This is a genomic window from Bacteroides fluxus YIT 12057 (assembly GCF_000195635.1).
Lineage (GTDB): Bacteria > Bacteroidota > Bacteroidia > Bacteroidales > Bacteroidaceae > Bacteroides > Bacteroides fluxus.
This window is the reverse complement of the sequence record NZ_GL882687.1, coordinates 52,417-72,643: the sequence shown is the minus strand read 5'-3', so window position 1 is coordinate 72,643 and position 20,227 is coordinate 52,417. Positions and strand designations below refer to the sequence as shown.

At 49.6% G+C, this 20,227-nt stretch carries 16 protein-coding genes and 2 tRNA genes; 10 read left to right on the top strand and 8 right to left on the bottom strand.

All coding sequences use genetic code 11. From position 1 onward, the window contains the following. Positions 1-28: 28 nt before the first annotated feature. From HMPREF9446_RS13285 to HMPREF9446_RS13270, 4 genes are all read left to right on the top strand, one after another. On the top strand, positions 29-694 hold the full coding sequence (locus HMPREF9446_RS13285; protein ID WP_009126208.1) for a membrane protein: 666 nt from the start codon (positions 29-31) through the stop codon (positions 692-694). A gap of 51 nt (positions 695-745) precedes the next feature. Next, positions 746-1,126, top strand: coding sequence for a glycine cleavage system protein GcvH (gcvH, locus tag HMPREF9446_RS13280; RefSeq protein ID WP_009126207.1), 381 nt, complete (start codon positions 746-748; stop codon positions 1,124-1,126). Between the two features lie 90 nt (positions 1,127-1,216). Continuing rightward, positions 1,217-1,726 carry a 5-(carboxyamino)imidazole ribonucleotide mutase gene (gene purE / locus HMPREF9446_RS13275; RefSeq protein ID WP_009126206.1) on the top strand — a complete coding sequence of 170 codons (510 nt, stop codon included), beginning with the start codon at positions 1,217-1,219 and terminating at the stop codon, positions 1,724-1,726. Positions 1,727-1,750: 24 nt separating this feature from the next. After that, positions 1,751-3,628, top strand: a complete 1,878-nt coding sequence (locus HMPREF9446_RS13270) for a 4-hydroxy-3-methylbut-2-en-1-yl diphosphate synthase (protein WP_087943580.1) — start codon at positions 1,751-1,753, stop codon at positions 3,626-3,628. Positions 3,629-3,805: 177 nt separating this feature from the next. On the opposite strand, the gene HMPREF9446_RS13265 is transcribed toward HMPREF9446_RS13270, so the two are convergent. Next, positions 3,806-5,497 (bottom strand): S41 family peptidase, encoded by a 1,692-nt coding sequence (locus HMPREF9446_RS13265; RefSeq protein WP_009126204.1) that lies wholly within the window; start codon positions 5,495-5,497, stop codon positions 3,806-3,808. A gap of 19 nt (positions 5,498-5,516) precedes the next feature. Further along, positions 5,517-6,497 carry an adenosine kinase gene (locus tag HMPREF9446_RS13260; RefSeq protein WP_039969559.1) on the bottom strand — a complete coding sequence of 327 codons (981 nt, stop codon included), beginning with the start codon at positions 6,495-6,497 and terminating at the stop codon, positions 5,517-5,519. Positions 6,498-6,578: 81 nt separating this feature from the next. Between HMPREF9446_RS13260 and HMPREF9446_RS13255 the strand changes: the two genes are divergently transcribed. Next, positions 6,579-6,652 (top strand) — tRNA-Asn (locus HMPREF9446_RS13255). Positions 6,653-6,672: 20 nt separating this feature from the next. Continuing rightward, positions 6,673-6,746, top strand: a tRNA-Asn gene (locus tag HMPREF9446_RS13250). 36 nt (positions 6,747-6,782) lie between these two features. Here the strand turns inward: HMPREF9446_RS13250 and HMPREF9446_RS13245 are convergent. From HMPREF9446_RS13245 to HMPREF9446_RS13220, 6 genes are all read right to left on the bottom strand, one after another. Beyond that, the gene (locus HMPREF9446_RS13245; RefSeq protein WP_039969557.1) at positions 6,783-7,487 is read right to left on the bottom strand and encodes a ComF family protein; all 705 of its coding nucleotides are present in this window, start codon (positions 7,485-7,487) and stop codon (positions 6,783-6,785) included. Between the two features lie 6 nt (positions 7,488-7,493). Further along, positions 7,494-8,288 carry an inositol monophosphatase family protein gene (locus HMPREF9446_RS13240; protein WP_009126201.1) on the bottom strand — a complete coding sequence of 265 codons (795 nt, stop codon included), beginning with the start codon at positions 8,286-8,288 and terminating at the stop codon, positions 7,494-7,496. A 9-nt stretch (positions 8,289-8,297) separates the two neighbouring features. After that, positions 8,298-8,765: a hypothetical protein gene (locus HMPREF9446_RS13235; protein ID WP_009126200.1), complete on the bottom strand. Its 468-nt coding sequence runs from the start codon at positions 8,763-8,765 to the stop codon at positions 8,298-8,300. 55 nt (positions 8,766-8,820) lie between these two features. Then, the gene (locus HMPREF9446_RS13230) at positions 8,821-9,327 is read right to left on the bottom strand and encodes a 3'-5' exonuclease (RefSeq protein ID WP_009126199.1); all 507 of its coding nucleotides are present in this window, start codon (positions 9,325-9,327) and stop codon (positions 8,821-8,823) included. Between the two features lie 63 nt (positions 9,328-9,390). Further along, positions 9,391-11,001: a beta-N-acetylhexosaminidase gene (locus HMPREF9446_RS13225; RefSeq protein WP_009126198.1), complete on the bottom strand. Its 1,611-nt coding sequence runs from the start codon at positions 10,999-11,001 to the stop codon at positions 9,391-9,393. 84 nt (positions 11,002-11,085) lie between these two features. Beyond that, the gene (locus tag HMPREF9446_RS13220) at positions 11,086-12,216 is read right to left on the bottom strand and encodes a Gfo/Idh/MocA family protein (protein ID WP_009126197.1); all 1,131 of its coding nucleotides are present in this window, start codon (positions 12,214-12,216) and stop codon (positions 11,086-11,088) included. Between the two features lie 169 nt (positions 12,217-12,385). Here HMPREF9446_RS13220 and HMPREF9446_RS13215 point away from each other — a divergent pair, with 169 nt between their 5' ends. From HMPREF9446_RS13215 to topA, 4 genes are read left to right on the top strand one after another with little or no spacing between them, the layout of a single operon-like run. Beyond that, positions 12,386-12,922: an NUDIX hydrolase gene (locus HMPREF9446_RS13215; protein ID WP_009126196.1), complete on the top strand. Its 537-nt coding sequence runs from the start codon at positions 12,386-12,388 to the stop codon at positions 12,920-12,922. Between the two features lie 52 nt (positions 12,923-12,974). Beyond that, positions 12,975-16,007 carry a tetratricopeptide repeat protein gene (locus HMPREF9446_RS13210; RefSeq protein ID WP_009126195.1) on the top strand — a complete coding sequence of 1,011 codons (3,033 nt, stop codon included), beginning with the start codon at positions 12,975-12,977 and terminating at the stop codon, positions 16,005-16,007. A gap of 13 nt (positions 16,008-16,020) precedes the next feature. After that, positions 16,021-17,676 carry a TonB-dependent receptor gene (locus tag HMPREF9446_RS13205; protein ID WP_009126194.1) on the top strand — a complete coding sequence of 552 codons (1,656 nt, stop codon included), beginning with the start codon at positions 16,021-16,023 and terminating at the stop codon, positions 17,674-17,676. Positions 17,677-17,735: 59 nt separating this feature from the next. Continuing rightward, entirely contained in the window at positions 17,736-20,156 is a 2,421-nt protein-coding gene (gene topA, locus HMPREF9446_RS13200) for a type I DNA topoisomerase (protein WP_009126193.1), read from the top strand. Positions 20,157-20,227 lie beyond the last annotated feature (71 nt).

Below are 20,227 nucleotides of genomic sequence, written 5' to 3'. Positions count from 1 at the left end.
GTAGAATAATATAATAGTAAATAATCAGATGGTGGAAGAGCATATAATAGCAGACAAGACCTTAATCCGGACAGCGAAAGTCATTTCGGCCATATTCACGCCGTTTTCCATCCCTTTCCTGGCGTTCCTGGTTCTGTTTGTGTTTTCGTACCTGCGCATCATGCCCATACAATACAAGCTGATTGTGCTGGGAGTGGTGTACTGTTTCACGATTATGATGCCCACATTGACTATCTTCATTTTCCGTAAGATCAATGGCTTCAGCCCGGAGGATCTGAGAGAGAGGAAACGGAGGTACATCCCCTTTATCCTGACAATCACGTCCTATATCTTCTGCCTGCTTATGATGCACCGGCTGAACATACCTTGGTATATGACCGGCATCATACTTGCCGCACTGGTAGTGATGGTCATCTGCATTATCGTCAATTTGAAGTGGAAGCTCAGCGAACACATGGCAGGAGCAGGATCCGTAATAGGAGGCCTGGTCGCTTTCAGTGCCTTGTTCAGCTATAATCCGGTATGGTGGTTGTGCCTTTTTATTTTGGTGGCAGGTGTATTGGGTACCGCCCGCATCATCCTGCAACACCATACGTTGGGTGAAGTGATGGGAGGATTTACGGTAGGTCTGGTCTGCTCCCTGTTGGTACTCCATCCACTGAGCAATATACTGTTCCGTATCTTCCTCTTTTAAACAGTGAATTATAAACAATCAAATAGTATTAACCCCTTAAAACTAACAATTATGAATTTTCCAACCAATGTAAAGTACACGAAAGAACATGAATGGATTCGCCTGGAAGGTGACGTAGCTTATGTAGGCATTACCGATTATGCACAGGAACAGCTGGGCGATATCGTATTCGTAGATATCCAGACAGAAGGTGAAACCTTGGCTGCCGACGAAGTGTTCGGTACCATCGAAGTGGTAAAGACCATCTCTGACCTTTTCTTGCCCGTTGCCGGTGAAGTGCTGGAACAGAACGAGGCGCTTGCCGACCAACCGGAACTAGTAAACAAAGACCCGTACGGCGAAGGCTGGCTCATCAAGGTTAAACCTGCCGCCGACGCCGATTTCGACAGCCTGCTGGATGCGGAAGCATACAAGGCGCTGATCAACGAATAAATTAGGAAAACCGCCCTCACCGTCCTCTTGCTCCTCTCTCCTTGAAACAAGAAGGGAAGCAAGGGAACGGTGAGGCTTTAATTAAATATTATGTCTCCAATAGTTAGCATCATCATGGGTAGCACCTCGGATCTTCCGGTAATGGAGAAGGCCGCGCAGTTACTCAATGATTTACATGTACCGTTTGAAATAAATGCTCTTTCCGCTCACCGCACGCCGGAGGCCGTAGAAGAGTTTGCGAAAAATGCCCGCAAACGCGGCATTAAAGTGATTATTGCCGCTGCCGGCATGGCTGCCGCCCTGCCCGGCGTAATTGCCGCCAACACAACCCTGCCTGTCATTGGTGTACCGATAAAAGGATCCGTACTTGACGGGGTAGATGCACTTTATTCAATCATCCAGATGCCTCCGGGCATACCGGTGGCTACAGTTGCCATCAATGGCGCCATGAATGCTGCCATTCTCGCCGTACAGATGCTGGCGCTAAGCGATGAATCTCTGGCCGGAACTTTTGCTGCTTACAAAGAGGGTTTAAAAAAGAAAATCGTCAAGGCAAATGAAGATCTGAAAGAGGTGAAATACGAGTATAAGACTAATTAATAATGTAAATTCTTCATTTATATTGTGGATTTATTCAACTATTCCCGCCGGGAAACATCAGAAGTAAACATTGGAGCCACCCCTATGGGCGGCTCCAATCCTATCCGCATACAAAGTATGACCAATACGGCTACACAGGACACGGAAGCCTGTGTAGCCCAGGCAAAGCGCATTGTAGATGCGGGAGGTGAATATGTGCGCCTCACGGCGCAGGGCATCAAGGAAGCAGAAAACCTGATGAACATCAATGCCTCCCTCCGCCGGGACGGCTATATGGTGCCGCTTGTTGCCGATATCCACTTCAATCCCAAAGTGGCCGACGTAGCAGCGCTCTATGTGGAAAAGGTACGCATCAATCCGGGAAATTATGTGGATGCCGCGCGTACTTTCAAGCACTTGGACTATACGGACGAAGAATATGCGCAGGAACTACAGAAGATACGCGATCGTTTCATTCCTTTCCTCGATATCTGTAAGGCCAATCATACGGCTATCCGTATCGGTGTAAACCACGGTTCCTTGTCCGACCGCATCATGTCCCGCTATGGCGACACTCCGGAAGGCATGGTAGAATCATGCATGGAATTCCTTCGCATCTGTGTGGAACAAGATTTCAAGGATGTCGTAATTTCCATCAAGGCCTCCAACACAGTGGTAATGGTAAAGACCGTACGCTTGCTGGCTGCCGTCATGGAACAGGAAAACATGTACTTCCCGTTGCACCTCGGCGTTACGGAGGCCGGAGACGGTGAAGACGGACGTATCAAATCGGCATTGGGCATCGGTGCCCTGCTGGCCGACGGCCTGGGTGACACCATCCGTGTTTCTTTGAGCGAAGCCCCCGAAGCAGAGATTCCCGTAGCACGCAAACTCGTGGACTACATCGTGCAGAGGCAGAATCATCCCTATATTCCGGGTGCGGATGTTCCGGAATTCAACTACCTGTCTCCCACGCGTCGCAAGACAACTGCCGTGCATAATATCGGCGGAGAGAACCTGCCTGTAGTCATCAGTGTACGTCTGGACGGCAATATGGAATTCAATCCACAATTTGTACCCGACTATGTCTATACAGGCCGTTCGCTGCCCGAGCAACTCCGGGAGGACACGCAATACATCGTCGACTCTGACATTTGGCTGAGCGAGGCGATTTCCGGAGCCGACATGACCGGGATATGGCCCTCCTTCAAGAGTGACCAGCTTCCCTTTATCAGTACTTGTCCCAGCAGCCTGAAATTCCTCTTCATCACCTATATGGGACTGAACGATGAAGCCATCGCCTGTCTGAAACTTCATCCCGAGATTGTACTGGTATCGCAGAGTATCCATCCCAACCGCTTGGGAGAACAGCGTGCCCTGGTGCATCAGATGATGAAAGAAGGATTGGATAATCCTGTGGTATTCTTCGAACATTATTCAGAGGATGAAACGGAAAACCTGCAAATCAAAGCAGCAGCCGATATGGGAGCACTCATCTTCGACGGTCTTTGCGACGGCCTTTTACTATATAACCAAGGCAGCATCGACCCCGTTCTTTTGGACACCACTGCCTTCGGCATCCTGCAAGCCGGGCGGGTGCGCACCAGCAAAACGGAATACATCTCCTGCCCGGGTTGCGGACGTACGCTCTACGACTTGGAAAGCACCATTGCCCGCATCAAGGCGGCAACCGGTCATCTGAAAGGATTGAAAATCGGCATCATGGGCTGTATCGTAAACGGACCGGGAGAGATGGCGGATGCCGACTATGGTTATGTAGGTGCCGGACGCGGCAAAATCAGCCTGTATAAAAAGAAAGAATGTATAGAGAAAAACATTCCCGAAGAAGAAGCGGTAGAAAAACTGATTGAACTGATAAGGAAAAACGGTGACTATACCGAGATGGAGGTGTGTCAAAACTGATAAAAGAACGCAAATTACACAAATTACGCAAAAAAGCGAATCTGATAATCGTTGATTATCAGTAGTCATTAAAAAGCAGGGGTTGCGTAATTTGTGTAATTTGTGTTCTAAATCTTTATTTTGACACACCTCCATCTATCCGGACAATACCACGGATTGTAAGATAAGCAACAGCGCTTACTTACCTCCTTTCTTCACCGCAGCCGGAACACTCAACATTTCCTTGTACTTCACCGGATCAGTCAGAATCTTCTCCGCCTCCTTCAGATCATCATCATCCTTCAGCTGTTCGATGATGCTTCCACGCTGATAATAATAACGCTTGATGATTTCCACCGCAATCATGGTCTTTATCTCCTTGGAGAAATGGTCGAGGTCACGTTCAAGGTTATGAGTCAACTTCTTTTCCAGCGCCTTAAACTCCTCTGAAGCCTCGGTGAGGTAGCCTTCAAATTCCGCCATCTCCTTCAGGTTCTTCAGTATTTTTTCCGTTTGCTGGTCATATTTGAAATCAGCCTTCTTTACCAGAGCCTTGAAATCAGCATAATCGGCATCTGTTATTTCAAATTTGTCCGGAGCAGGAATGGTAGGATGTTTCAGGCAATATTGAGTAGCATAATCAAATATCAGGTTATCATTCACCAGATAGAACAATATATTGGGTAACTTCTCCTGCTTCACGACAATATCCGGAGTCACTCCACCTCCGTCACGCACCTCACGACCGGCTGCCGTATGGAATACCGTGGTCAGGCTATCGGGAATACGCCCTACGCTGCCATCCTCATTGCGATGCTTGTAGTCAATGGCTTGCACGCAACGTCCGCTGGGAATATAGTACTTGGAAGTCGTAATTTTCATGGTACTCCCGTAAGGCAACGGACGGGTAGTCTGCACCAGGCCCTTGCCAAAAGTACGGTTACCTACAATGACTGCCCGGTCGTAATCCTGCAATGCACCTGCCAGAATTTCCGCAGCCGACGCCGAACTGCTGTTCACCAACACCGCCAAAGGAATTTCCAGATCCAACGGCTCGCGCAGAGTCTTGTATGAATTGCTCGCCTGCTTCACTTTCCCTTTCGTGGTCACAAGCGTCTTGCCGCGAGGAAGAAAATAATTCGCAATCTCTACAGCCTCGTCCAGCAAACCGCCGCCATTGTTGCGCAGATCTATCACCAAAGAAGTGATGCCTTTCTTTTTCAAATCCAGAAATGCCTGTTTGAATTCCTTGGAAGGATTACCGGAGAAAGAGCTAAGATTAATGTAGCCTATATTCTTATCCAGCACCGTGTAATAGGGAATCAAAGGCAACTGGATGGAACGGCGGACAATATCGAATTCCAACGGTTTCTCCGTACCCGGGCGCTGTACCTTCAGCTTAAAGCTGGTTCCCACTTGTCCGCGAAGCAGTTCGCTGACCTCCTGGTTGTTTTTTCCGGCAAGATCCTTCCCGTCAATTTCCATCAGTATATCACCGACTTTCAGTCCTACATTGGCAGCAGGCATATTTTCATAGGGTTCGGCAATCATGGAACGTTTCAACTTCGTATTCCAGGTTATTACGGAACCGATACCGCCATAAGAATTCTTCAGCATCTGCTCCAGTTCACTCTGATCCTCCTCGGGAAAATAATTCGTATAAGGATCAAGTGAATAAAGCATAGCGTCAATTCCTTCACGAATAGTCTTGTTCGGGTCAATCGTATCTACATAGAACATATCCAATTCCTTCACGATCGAATTGAATATATCCAGATTCTTGGCCACCTGAAAACTGCGGCTGTCACCACTCTTGAAACTCAAAAAGCAGGCAGCACCCACTACAACCAGCAAAGCGGCTATCCAGCGCATCTTAAAAAATCTCTTCATCTTAATCAATATTATAGTCTTACAACTCACTAATTTCTTTCTTTATCTTTTCCCACTGTACTTCCGGCAGTTCCGCTCCGATTACCTGAATTACATCCCCGGAAAGGAGAGAACCTATCCTGGCGCACTTTTCCAACGAATAGCCGCAAGTAAGGCCATACAGGAAACCGGCAGCAAAATAATCACCGGCCCCCGTAGTATCTACCACCTTTTCTACCGGAACAGCCTCTACACGTATCTCTTCGGTCCCTTTACGGATAATAGAGCCGCGGGCACCCAATTTTACAATGGCAATACTACACATTTTTGCTATAATATCCAAAGCTTCTTCCGGTTCTTTGCCTGTAAAGGCTTTGGCCTCTTCCTCATTGGCAAATACGATATCCACATATTTATTGATCAGCAGCGAGAAGAAATCAAGCTCTTCTTCCACAATATTATAGCTTGCCATGTCCAGACAAATCTGTAACCCGGCTTCTTTAGCCAGCTCAATGGCACGCAGAATCATATCATGGTCTTGCACCAAGTAACCTTCGATAAACAGATAGGCATAGCCTTTGAACATCTCCAACGAAAGGTCTTCCGCCTTCAACGTAGCCGCCGCTCCTAAATAAGTGCCGAATGTCCTCTCTCCATCGGGAGAAATGAAAGTGGACGCCACGCCGGACGGCAAAGTGGCAGAAAGCAATAATTTGGCTTCCGTTCCCCGTTCCAGCAAACTGTCGCGAAAAAAATTCCCATAAAAGTCATTATTTACTTTCCCGATAAATCCTGTGCCTGCTCCCAGGCATGCCATGCCCCGGATAGCGTTCCCTGCGGAGCCCCCGTTAGCCAAATGTGTTTTCATTTGACTGAAACAAGCGTTGATTTTCTGCAGTTTATCTTCGTCTATAAGGGTCATGCTTCCCTTGGGAAGTTGCATTTCATTCAGTATATCATCACTCTCAAGGGTTACCAGCACATCGACCAAAGCGTTGCCTAATCCTATTATTTTATCCATTTTCGATATTTTTTTTGCAAAGATATTGCATATTTCAAAATATCCTATTACTTTTGCAGCGCATTTGAGAAAAAACAACATTCTTCCTTAGCTCAGTCGGTTAGAGCATCTGACTGTTAATCAGAGGGTCCTTGGTTCAAGTCCAAGAGGAAGAGCGAAAAACTTGAGTGCAAATTCTTCCTTAGCTCAGTCGGTTAGAGCATCTGACTGTTAATCAGAGGGTCCTTGGTTCAAGTCCAAGAGGAAGAGCAAAAAGGTTCGTCATTCCGGCGAACCTTTTTTGTTTTACGAATTTGCCACGGCCAATGTCAGAATGCTGATGCGGATGCCTTCCACCCCCTTGAACACATCGGCACAGGCAGTGGTAGTGGAACCTGTGGTCAATACATCATCCACGATAAGAATATGCTTTCCTTTGAAAAGTTCAGGATGACGGACCTCGAAAATGCCATCCACATTTTCCCATCGTTCATAAACGGATTTACGGGTCTGCGTATCGGTATGTTTCACGCGGACTACGGAAGAAGTGTCTGTGGGAATACCAGTCACAGCAGATATTCCACGTACAATGCACTCACTTTGGTTATAGCCACGCAGTTTCTGCTTGCGGGGATGCAAGGGAACCGGCACAATCCGGTCAATGTCCCGGAAAAAGCCTGCGGGCAGCAGTTCGGCAGCCATAAAACGTCCCATTACCTCTCCCAAATCCTTTCTTCCGCCATATTTCAGCAAGTAGAGGATATTACGAAAATCGCTCCCCTTATGATAAAAGAAATAGGCAGTGGCGCGTTCCAGAGGCATCTTTCCCCAAAACAGACGCTCCACCGGATTATCTTTGCGAAGATGGTAATTAGTCCGGGGCATGCCTATATTGCATTTTATGCAGATACCTTCCTCCCCTTCTTGCAAGGAGGCGCCACACACAGCGCAAAGGCGCGGAAAAAAGAGGTGGACGAATGACAGGAGCCAGGTTTTAACTCTGCTTTCCATATCCTGTCAGACCGGCGCCCCTTCCACCAGCCCCAGGAACAAGGGATGCAACGGACCGTTGGTAGCAATAATGTGATGTCCTTCCAGAAATTCATTATTTCCCCGGAAGTCCGTAACCCTGCCGCCTGCCTCTTGCACCATAAGCGCCGCAGCCGAAAAGTCCCACTTGCCGATGAAAGCCTCCAGCCAGGCATCAAAACGACCGGCGGCCACATAACACATGGCAAGCGCGGCCGAACCATTCATACGGATACCTGCCACCCGGCCATAAAGTTCGTGTATCAGATGTTCTCCGGTACGGGCATATTGTCCGGAGTTATAAGGCAGTTCAATGACCACGAAAGCCTCTTCGGCACATGGCACGGAAGAGACCCGCAGCCGTTCTCCGTTCATGTAAGCGCCTCCGTGCCGCCAAGCATAGAAACATTCATCACGGGACGGCTCGTAAACCACCCCCAACAGAAGAGCCTGCTTGCTGCGCAATGCAATGCTGACACAATAGGGAGCGTTGTCATGTATATAATTGGTAGTTCCGTCCAAAGGATCCACCACCCAGCAATAAGGCTCGTCGTGATACAGGGCAGAACCTTCCTCTGTGATGAACCCCGCTTCAGGCAACAAAGCCCTGAGTGCCGCTACTATCCTTTTTTCCGACTCCTTATCAACATAGGAAACATAGTCATGCGCATGCTTCTCTTGTACCGCTTCACGGCGGAAACCTTTTCGTTCCTCTTTCAAGAAATGCCCTGCCTCGCGGGCTATGCGGCAGACCGATTCTGTCAAGGCCTTTAAATCTTCCATATATTATCTTTATTTATCCGGAGTATCGTCCGTTTGCCGGTAAATCAATTTTCCCCGTTGGCAGACGGTCCATTTACCGTTCTCAAAGCGTACGTTTTTCGTATCATCGTCCTCTACATTCCAAGCATATCCGCCGGAAGGCAAGCCGCGGCGGTCAAGAATCTCATTGGGAACCTCCTCTTCCGAGAAGAACAATTCCACCTGTGCGGAATCGGGACTGAAAACTAAAAACAGGCTCCTCTCCGCATCATCCACCGCATCCATGCGGACTCCTTTTTCCCACAGACGGATACAGTCTTTCTGCACCTCGCTCCATGTATATCCGGCAGAGGCTATGCAACCATGCCCGTCCCTGTCATCGCCCACTATAGCCGTTTTTTCAGCGGCAGTATCCTCTTTTTTCCCGCCGGCATTGCCACAACCGGCAAACAAGACTCCGGCACAGGCCAGAAATAGGAAAGTCCTTTTTACACTCATACATTTTTCATTTATTGTTTTTACTCAGACAAAGGTATAAACAAATCGGTGAAAACTATTCATTGGCGGTAAAAAACACAGCCTTTGCTATCCAGGCACAAGCCTCGGCATCCGCAAGCGCATTATGGTGCCGTTCCAGCTTATAGCCACAACAAGCAGCTACAGTATGAAGCTGGTAATCGGGCAATCCTTTGATAACACGCCGCGATGCCTGCAATGTGCAGTAGAAATCATAATCCGGATAATCCATGCTGTAAGTGCGGAAAACGGCTTTCAAACAACTCTCGTCGAAAGCCTTGTTGTGCGCAACCAAGGGCAAACCTTCAATACGGGGAGCAATCTCCCTCCATACATCGGGAAAAACAGGAGCACCCGCCGTATCCGCCAACGTCAAGCCATGCACGCGGGTCGTCCAGTAAGTATAGTATTCCGGTTCGGGACGGATCAGACTGTAGTAACTGTCTGTTATCTCTCCCTCTTTTACTATCACTACGCCAACGCTGCACACGCTGCAGCGCTGTTCGTTGGCTGTCTCAAAATCAATAGCGGCAAAGTTCCTCATCGTACTGTCTTGTTTGAAAATACCCTAAATACGCGTCATTCGCAGGCAACAGGAGCGACCGGCTCATTCATCCTCAAGAATCTCAAAAGGCACGCGGAAAGACACTCCCCGCTTCATCAGTTCCGCCAGATTAGGATAAATCCTGTCCTTGAACGACTTCCAGCCCCGATACTCCATCCGGGTCCACCCCGCTTCCGCCAATGCCAGCCCGCGCGGGTAAGTCATGTAACTTGCCCGGTTGATGTCTCTGATGGCTTCTCCCCAAAGCGTTCCCATCACCCCAATGATATGCTTCCGGTCAGCGGGCGCAAGCTTATAGGTAGGATCAAAGGTATATGTCTGCCGGAGTGGAGTGACGGGCATCCCCCAGTTGTTGAATTCGGGCAGGTCGTTTTTGAACTGCGGATAATCCAGATAAGCATATTCGCCGGGAGCAAGAAGCAATGCATTGCCCGACTTACCCGTCAGCTCAATACACTTGGGCGTAAGCCCGTAACGCCATGACACCAGAGTAACGTCCTGCGGATAATTCAGGAGATAATGGTTGGCCGGCAGACGCACATTATCCAGCTCACACCACAGGATAGTGTGCAGGCCGTATTTTTTTGTCATGGCCAACACCTTCGTAAAGAAGAATTCCATCAGTTGCTCCGGCTTCGTATAGCCTTCCCGGCGCATCAGTGCAAGGTTTTCAGAACTTTTTGCCCAATTGCGTTCAATAGCCGACTCGTCACCTCCCAAATGAATGGTCTTTGAAGGAAATATGTCCGCCACCTCACGGATAACATCATCAAGCACCTCATACACCTTGGGGTTGGCGGCCGAAAGCATCACATTGTCCGTCCGGCCAAGCACGAAGACAGAATCTTTCAGAAAATCACAGCGCAGTTCGGGATATGCCGTCAACATGGCGGCGGTATGTCCCGGAACATCTATTTCCGGCACAATCTCCACATTGCGCAAGGCGGCATAAGCTATCAGTTCCCGAAGCTCCTCCTGCGTATAAAATCCATTGTCCGGACTTGGCGTCTGCGCCTTTGCGTTGCGGAAAGCTCCAATCCCGGTCAGCTCCGGACGGCTCTTTATTTCAATGCGCCACCCCTGGTCATCGGTCAGATGCAGTTGCAGCCTGTTGTACTTGAAGCGTGCCATTTCATCAATATAATCCTTTACATCCTGCACAGGCAGAAAATGGCGTGCCGGATCAAGCATCAACGCACGAACCGGATAGGCGGGCGCATCATCTATATGCACTGCCTGTATTTTTCTTTGTCCGGTATTCACGGCATCACCCAACAGAAGCTGGTCAAGAGTCATGACACCATACAACACCCCCGCCGGCGTACTTCCTTCTATGGATATGCCTTTGCCGTCAACGGTAAGCCTGTATCGTTCCCTCCCTTCCAGCCGGTCATTAAGCATCAAGCGGATTCTGCCTTTCTCCGCCCGTTCAGGCTTGAGGCCGAACCGTTGCTTAAAAACGTCCTGCAACGCTTCTGCCGCAAACAGCAGTTCGGCAGGCACGGATGATACCGTTTCTTTTTCGGATATACGGAAAGTCCCGTCAAGTAGTTTCACACCGTTTGGATAAGGAATCAATGCAGCCAAGTTGTTTTGTGCCGGAGCCATGAGTCCGGAGAACAAAGCCAAGATAAAAAATAATGCTTTCTTCATGATTAGATTATAAGTTAGTTTATTTTAGATTATAAATACGGTCATTCTCACGAACGGGGCAATCCCGTCAAGCAACGGGGGTGCTTACAGCCCCACCGTCTTTCCCTCCGCAATGGACTGTATGGATCGGGGTGTGACGGAAGTCCACAACGCCAAATCCCCGAGAGTTGCCGGATAAGGAATCTCATCCTTCAAATCAGCCTCCAGAGCCTTCAGCATGATATAGTCCATACCTTGATGATGCGTGTCCGCCACCAAGGCCTCCTTGCCCCATCGATGCCAATAGATATGTTCATAACGGTCTATATAGGCCGCATCCGCCTCCCAAGTCTCATCAGGGCTGCTGCCTTCTATATAGATCAACCGCCTGTCTCCCTGCCAGATGCCTTTCGTCCCCTGTACTTCAAAGTCCAGGCTGCGCGGACGCGGCAAAGTAGTATCGTGGGTCAGCGTGATGAGAATACCCTTTTCCGTTTCCAACTGAGTGACGACAACATCTCCCGTCCGTATCTTTACGTCCGTATTCCCTCCCAGGTCCCTTATGCGCTGCAATATTCCGGCCGGTTTGGAAGCAAAGGAGGTCAGGCATTTGACCCGGTCTTTCCGGTTGATGCCGGCAATCATGCAAAGAGGTGCCAAGCCATGCGTAGGATAAAGGTCACCGTTCTCCTCCTGATAGAATCTGCCGCGCCACACGCTTTCCGTTTTCTCCCGGTTGCCGATATTTCCCGCGTCATCCAGCAACAGATGACGCAAATCATGCCGGTACCCCCCACGCATATAGACGATCTCTCCCAACAGACCGGCATTCACAATATTAGAGACTGCAAGATTCTCGCGCATGAAAAGCGTGTTTTCCAAAGGAAATACCCGGCAACCGTGCCGGTCCGCCGATTCCATCAAAGGCAAGTATTCATCTACATAAAGCCCCCCTTTTATTTCCAAAGCGACATGGCACCCTCTTTCAACACACTGCAAAGCATGCTGTACATGATACTGCCAGGGAGAGGCCACAAACACCAGGTCCGGTGCATGCCGGTCAAGCATATCCAGATAATCGTCTTCGCTCCGGTTATAACACAAGACACCGGGTATTCCGGAATCCTCCACCCCGGGATCGGCGAATGCCACTATCCGGAAAGCGGGAAGACATTGCAACAACTTCAGCAGTTGCTTCCCACGATACCCCAGCCCTATGAAAGCAGTCTTTATCATATTCTTCTTCTCCAACTCTTCATGTTTACTAAAAAACGTTCAAATATAAAGGTTTCCACGATTCCTACCAAATATTATTGCAATGCGCTCAAATTGCATTACCTTTGCCCCGGAGGCAAAGACAGGCTATGCTGTCCCCACTTCCGTCAAAGACTAAAGCCTTGTAATTATGGAACATCCTCTTTCCCAATTCAAATACTGCCCGAAATGCGGCTCCGCCCGTTTCGAGATTCACAATGACAAGTCCAAGCAATGTGCCGATTGCGGTTTTGTCTATTATTTTAACCCTTCAGCCGCCACGGTGGCGCTGATTCTGAATGAACGGAACGAACTTCTGGTATGCCGTCGCGCCAAAGAGCCTGCAAAAGGCACGCTTGACCTTCCCGGAGGCTTCATTGACATGGCCGAGACCGGAGCAGAAGGAGTCAGCCGTGAAGTAAAAGAAGAAACCGGCATGGAAGTGACCAAGACGGAATACTTGTTCTCGTTGCCTAACATTTATATCTATTCCGGTTTTCCCGTACACACACTCGACCTGTTTTTCCGCTGTACAGTGGCCGATACCCGGCACTTCAAGGCAATGGACGACGCAGCCGATGTATTCTTCGTGCCTCTGGAGGAAGTCCGCCCGGAAGACTTCGGGCTTGAATCCATCCGCAAGGGGGTGGCAAGGTTCTGCCATTTCCTAAAAAAGTCAAATAAATGAAACAAATCCGGGTAAAAAAACGTATTTTTGTAAAATACCTATTCTATAGAAAATGAAACATAAAATCTCCCGAATACTTTGCACGGCACTTTGCTGCGCACCTTTACTCGCGACTGCACAGACAAGCGAGAAGAATACCTCCCCACAGGGGCTCTATCAGGAAGGACAAAGCCTGTTCCAACAGAAAGCATATTCCGCAGCCATCTCTCCGCTGCAAGCTTTTATCAAGCAGATGGACGCCGACGGGAAACCGTTGTCCGCCACCGGAGAAAGACAGGAAGCCGAATACATGCTGGTTTGTGCCGCATACGAGCTCAGAGTCCCCCAAAGCATAGAACTGCTGAGGAACTTTCTGGACGAATATCCGGATACCCCCCATGCCAACCGCATTTACGCACTGATAGCCTCTGCCTATTTCTTTGAAGGGAAATACGACGATGCACTGGCCATGTTCAATTCCGCCCGTCTTGATCTTTTAGGTTCCGAAGAACGGGATGACATGACCTACCGTCTGGCCACCTGCTACCTGAAAACCGGCAATGTAAAGGAAGCCGCCATCTGGTTCGAGACCCTGCGCAGCACCGGCAAGAAGTATGCGGCGGACTGCAGTTATTACCTCTCTTACATCCGCTATACCCAAGGACGGTATGACGAAGCCCTCAGCGGTTTCCTTCCCTTGCAGGATTGTACCAAATATGAAGCGTTGGTACCTTATTACATCGCGGAAATCTATCTGATCAAGAAAAACTACGACAAGGCGGAAATCGTTGCACAGAATTATTTGTCCGCCTATCCCGGCCAGCCCCATACAGGAGAGATGTACCGTGTACTCGGTACGGCGGAATACCACTTCGGAAAATATCACGAGGCGATGAAATCCTTCGAAAGATATTTGGAAAACAATGCCGGAACCACCCATAGAAGAGACGCGCTGTATATGTTGGGAATGTCTTGCTACCAATGCGGCGTCTATTCCCAAGTACCGGACATCCTCGGCGAAGTGACCACGGGAAACGACGCACTCTCACAAAATGCCTACCTGCACATGGGACTGGCTTACCTGCAACTGGCAGACAAGACCAAGGCACGCATGGCTTTTGAACAGGCTGCCGCCAGCAACGCCGACCTTAAGATAAAGGAGCAGGCTGCCTACAACTATGCATTATGCATCCATGAGACCTCCTATTCCGCCTTCGGCGAATCGGTAACTGTCTTCGAAAAGTTTCTGAATGAATTCCCAAACTCCCCGTACGCCGACAAAGTCAGCAATTACCTGGTGGAGGTTTATATGAATACACGCAGCTATGATGCCGCTCTGAAATCCATCGAGCGCATCACGCACCCAAGCAAGGCCATCCTGGAAGCCAAGCAGAAAATCCTGTTCCAGCTCGGCACACAATCTTTCGCCAATACCCGGTTCGAACAGGCCATCGGCTATTTCAACCAAAGTACCGCATTGGGGCAATACAACCTGCAGACCAAGGCTGATGCCCTTTACTGGCTCGGCGAGGCCTACTACCGCCTGGGCCGGATGCAGGAAGCCGCCCGTCATTTCAATGACTATCTGACCCTTACACGGCAGAGAGACACGGAGATGTTTGCACTGGCCTATTACAACCTTGCCTACATCGCTTTTCACCAGAAGGACTATGCTACGGCAGAAAGCCGTTTCCGCAACTTCGTCCAGCTGGAAAAAGGAGAGAACCCTACCGCCCTGGCGGATGCCTATAACCGCATCGGTGACTGCAACCTGCATGTCCGCCGTTTCGACGAAGCCAAGCGATACTACACGAAAGCAGAAAGTTTAGGGACACCGGCAGGTGATTACTCTTTCTATCAACTGGCATTGGTAGCCGGCCTGCAGAAAGACTACAACGGCAAAGTTTCCTTGCTGGACCGTCTGGCAAGCAAATATCCCCATTCCCCATACGCCATCAACGCCCTTTATGAAAAGGGACGCTCATACGTACAAAGCAACAACAGCCGCCAGGCCATTGCCGCCTTCCGCGAACTGCTGAACAAGTATCCCGAAAGTCCCGTCAGCCGAAAAGCCGCTGCCGAAATAGGCCTGCTCTACTACCAAAACGATGACTACGACCGTGCCATCGAGGCCTACAAGCACGTTGTCACTCAATACCCGGGCAGCGAGGAAGCACGCCTTGCCATGCGCGACTTGAAGTCCATCTATGTGGATGCCAACCGTGTGGATGAATTCGCGACCCTCGCCGCACAGATGCCGGGCGAAATCCGTTTCGAACCCAGCGAGCAGGACTCCCTGACCTATATCGCTGCGGAGAAAGTTTACATGAAAGGAGAAGCCATGCCTGCCAAAGACAGCTTTACCCGCTATCTGCAAAGTTTCCCGAACGGTTCGTTCAGCCTGAATGCACATTATTACCTCTGCGTCATCGGCAAAGAACAGAAGGATGACGAAGCCGTGCTTGAACATGCCGGGAAATTATTGGAGTACCCCGACAATCCCTACTCGGAAGAGGCCTTGCTGATGCATGGGGAAATTCTGTTCAACCGCCGACAATACGACCAGGCAATCGCCGACTACAAAAAGCTACAGGCCAAAGCCACCACTGCCGAACGCCGCCAACTCGGCTCCACCGGTGTGCTTCGCTGCGCTGCCTTGATGCACGAGGATACGGAAACCATCCATGCCGCCACCGCTCTCCTCGGGGAAGCCAAGCTGTCTCCGGAACTTCGCAATGAAGCCCTTTACTACCGTGCCAAAGCCTATTTGAACCAGAAAGCGGACAAGAAAGCCATGGATGACCTCAAGTCGCTCGCCAAAGATACCCGCACCCTCTACGGGGCAGAAGCCAAATATCTGGTGGCACAGCAACTCTACAATGCACATGAATATGCCGCTGCCGAAAAAGAAATTCTCAACTTCATCGACCAGAGCACTCCGCACGCTTATTGGCTGGCGCGAAGCTTTGTCCTTTTGTCCGATGTATATGTGGCTATGGACAAGAAACTCGACGCACGCCAATATCTGTTAAGCCTGCAACAAAATTACCAGGCAGACGACGATATCGAAGGCATGATTAACGAGAGACTGGAAAAGTTGAAATAAACAATAGATCATTATGAAAAAGATACAATATATCCTCGCAGGAACGGCGCTTGTCGCCCTCCCTTTAGGAGCACAAGCTCAACAGCAAGCCAAAGACTCTACGATGAACCGTACGGTCGTCGTGGAACAGGAATACAACCCGGACATCATGGATGCCTCGAAGGTCAACGTATTGCCCAAGGTGGAACTGCCCGCCGTCAGCAAGAAGGAAGTAGAATATGACGCCACCCTGATGCCTGCCGGAGAGATACCGGCCGTCACGATGCAGGCCTATACCGGAAAGGAGACACAACAGAAAGCGTCACCGGGCTATGCCCGCCTGGGGTACGGCAACTATGGCAATCTGGACGCACGTGCCAACTACCTGTTCACCTTGCCCAACAGTGACCGTCTGAACCTCACCTTCCACATGAACGGCATGAATGGCAAGCTGGACTTGCCGGAGAGCAAGGATGACTGGAAATCTTACTACTACCGCAGTCATGCCGGAATGGATTACATACACTCATTCAAGAAGATCGACCTGAATGTAGCGGGCAATTTCGATTTGAGCAACTTCAATTTCCTGGATGCTCCGGCAGGAGTCAAACAAAAGTTCACATCCGGTGACGTACACTTCGGCGTGAAATCTACAGACAGCAGCCTGCCTTTGCAGTTCAAGGCAGAAACCAACCTCCTGTTCTACGAACGCCAATATGATTTCGGCACACAAGACTCCAAAGAGGGCATTGTACGTACCAAGGCAGAAGTGTCGGGAGCCATCTCGGAAGAACAGTTCATAGGAATCGGATTTGCCATGGACAATGCATTCTATAAGAATAACGGCTTCGAAGACTACACCTCCGTCCATCTGAACCCCCACTACCGTTATGAAAGCGAAGAGTGGAAAATACGCGTCGGGGCAAACGTGGATATGGCATTGAATTTCGGTAAGAAGTTCCGCGTCTCTCCGGACGTAACGGCCCAATACAACTTCTCCGACAGTTACATATTATATGCCCAGGCAAAGGGAGGCAAACGGCAGAATGATTTCCGCCGTATCGGTGAGTTTTGCCCGTACGGACAGGTTGCTCCCCAACCGGATGCCACGTACGAGCAGCTGAATGCCGCCTTGGGATTCAAAGCCAGCCCCATTGACGGATTATGGTTCAACATTTACGGAGGCTACCAAGACTTGAAGAACGAACTGTATTTCTCGCCTGACGAATCTGAATTCACAGAAACAGGCCGTTTCCAGATGCTCAGAATAGGTCAGCAGAACATGAGCGATGTATATGCAGGCGCCGAAATCAGCTATGCCTATAAAAACATCATCGCTTTCACAGCCTCCGGCATTTACCGGGACTGGGACACTTCCGGAAAAGAAGGCCGGGAGAAAGGGACGGTACTTGCCTATAAGCCCGCTTTTGAAGGAAACTTCCGTATAGACGTACGCCCGGTTCCCACGGTACTGGTAAACCTGGGCTATCAGCATATCTCCCGCGAAAAGGCGGAAGGAATGAAAACCGACCCTGTGAGCAACCTTTACTTAGGCGGCAGTTATGAAATCTTCAAAGGCATTTCCGTATATGCGCAGGCAAACAATTTGTTGAACAAAGAGTACCGATATTATTGGGGATACCCCACTGAAGGCATCAATTTTGTAGGCGGTGTAAGCTTCCGTTTCTAATTTTTTTCCTACTTTTGCGGTCAATTCAGTGGCGGGAGTCACTTATAAAACAGAAAATTATGCAGAAAAACCTAGTCATTGTCGAGTCACCGGCAAAAGCAAAAACGATAGAAAAATTCCTGGGAAAGGACTTTAAGGTCCTTTCCAGCTACGGGCATATACGCGACTTAAAGAAAAAACAATTCAGCATTGATATTGAAGACGACTTTAAACCGCACTACGAAATACCTGTAGATAAAAAGAAAATTGTAACCCAACTGAAGGAGGAAGCTGAAAAAGCAGAAACCGTATGGCTGGCTTCCGATGAGGACCGCGAAGGAGAGGCTATTGCCTGGCACCTATACGAAGTGTTGAAACTCAAACCGGAACAGACCAAACGTATCGTTTTTCACGAAATCACCAAAGGCGCTATCCTGAAAGCAATCGAAAATCCGCGTAACATTGACATTAACCTGGTTGACGCCCAACAGGCACGACGCATTCTGGACCGTATCGTAGGTTTTGAACTTTCCCCCGTATTGTGGAAAAAGGTAAAGCCCGCACTTTCAGCGGGACGTGTGCAGTCCGTTGCCGTACGCCTCATTGTGGAGCGCGAACGCGAAATACACGCTTTCCGGACAGAAGCCGCATACCGGGTCACTGCCATCTTCCTGGTTCCCGATGCCGACGGGAAGCTGATAGAGATGAAGGCGGAACTGGCACGCCGCATCAAGACCAAAGCGGAAGCACAGAAATTCCTGGAAAGCTGCAAATCCTCCACTTTCACCATCAACGACATCAATACCCGTCCGCTGAAAAAGACTCCTGCGGCTCCATTTACAACTTCCACCCTGCAGCAAGAGGCTGCCCGTAAATTAGGCTTTACGGTAGCGCAGACCATGATGGTGGCACAACACCTGTATGAATCGGGAAACATCACCTACATGCGTACCGACTCTGTAAACCTCTCCGAATATGCCGTGAACGGCAGTAAGGAAGCCATCACCCACCTGATGGGCGAACGCTATGTATTCCCGCGCCATTTTGCCACCAAGACCAAAGGAGCGCAGGAAGCCCACGAGGCTATCCGCCCCACCTACATGGAAAATGCCAAGATAGAGGGAACCGCACAGGAAAGGAAATTATATGATTTAATCTGGAAACGTACCATCGCTTCGCAGATGGCAGATGCCGAAGTGGAAAAAACAACGGTAAGCATCAGCATCAGTAACGCACCGGATACATTCACGGCAACCGGAGAAGTCGTGAAGTTCGACGGATTCCTCCGTGTTTACCGCGAATCATACGACGATGATGTAGAAATGCAGGAAGATGAAGCCCATCTGCTTCCTCCTTTGGCAAAAGGACAGGAGCTGCAGTATGCGGACATCACTGCCACCGAACGTTTCACCCAACATCCTCCCCGCTACACCGAAGCAAGCCTTGTACGCAAACTGGAAGAACTGGGTATCGGACGTCCTTCTACCTACGCCCCTACCATCTCCACCATCCAGCAGCGTGAATATGTCGTGAAAGGCGAGAAACCGGGTGAAGAGCGTACATACGATGTACTGACCTTGAAAGACGATCAAATCACAGATACGGCCCGTACCGAGATCACCGGAGCCGAGAAGTCCAAACTGCTGCCTACCGACACCGGTATGGTAGTCAATGACTTCCTGATAGAATATTTCCCGAATATCCTCGACTATAACTTCACCGCCAACGTCGAGAAGCAGTTTGACGAAATCGCAGAAGGCGACAAGCAATGGACAGATATCCTGCGGACATTCTACGACCACTTCCATCCCTCGGTAGAAAGTACCCTCGCAGCCAAGAATGCCCATAAGGCAGGCGAACGTATTTTAGGAACAGAACCCGCTACCGGCAAACAGGTGTCCGTCAAAATAGGCCGTTTCGGTCCGGTGGCGCAAATAGGAACCAGCGAAGACGAAGAAAAACCCCGTTTCGCACAGCTGGGCAAAGATATGTCCCTTGAAACCATCACCTTGGAGGAAGCGTTGGAACTATTCAAACTTCCCCGCAACCTCGGCGAATATGAGGACAAAATGGTGACCATAGGCGCCGGACGTTTCGGTCCGTATATTCTGTATAACCGCACCTACGTCTCACTGCCCAAGACCATGGACCCGATGACGGTCACTCTTGAAGAGGCGGTAGTCCTGCTGCAACAGAAACAAGAAGAAGAAGCCAAACGGCATCTCAAGAAATTTGAGGAAGAACCCGACCTGGAGATTATAAACGGACGCTACGGCCCGTACATTGCTTACAAAGGCGGCAATTATAAAATCCCCAAGGACATCGTGCCCCAGGATCTGAGCCTGACAGCCTGTCTGGAGATTGTCAAGCTCCAGAGTGAAAAGGAAGCCAACAAGCCAAAGAGAGGCACAAGAGCCGCTGCCAGAACAACCAAGACGTCCAAGGCCGCAACTTCCAAGAAAACAAAAGCCTCCACAACCAAAACCACAGCCAAGAAGTAACATTCCATGATATCCCGTAACTAAAGAGGGGCTGCCTTTTACCAGGCAGCCCCTCTTGTTTGAGGATATAC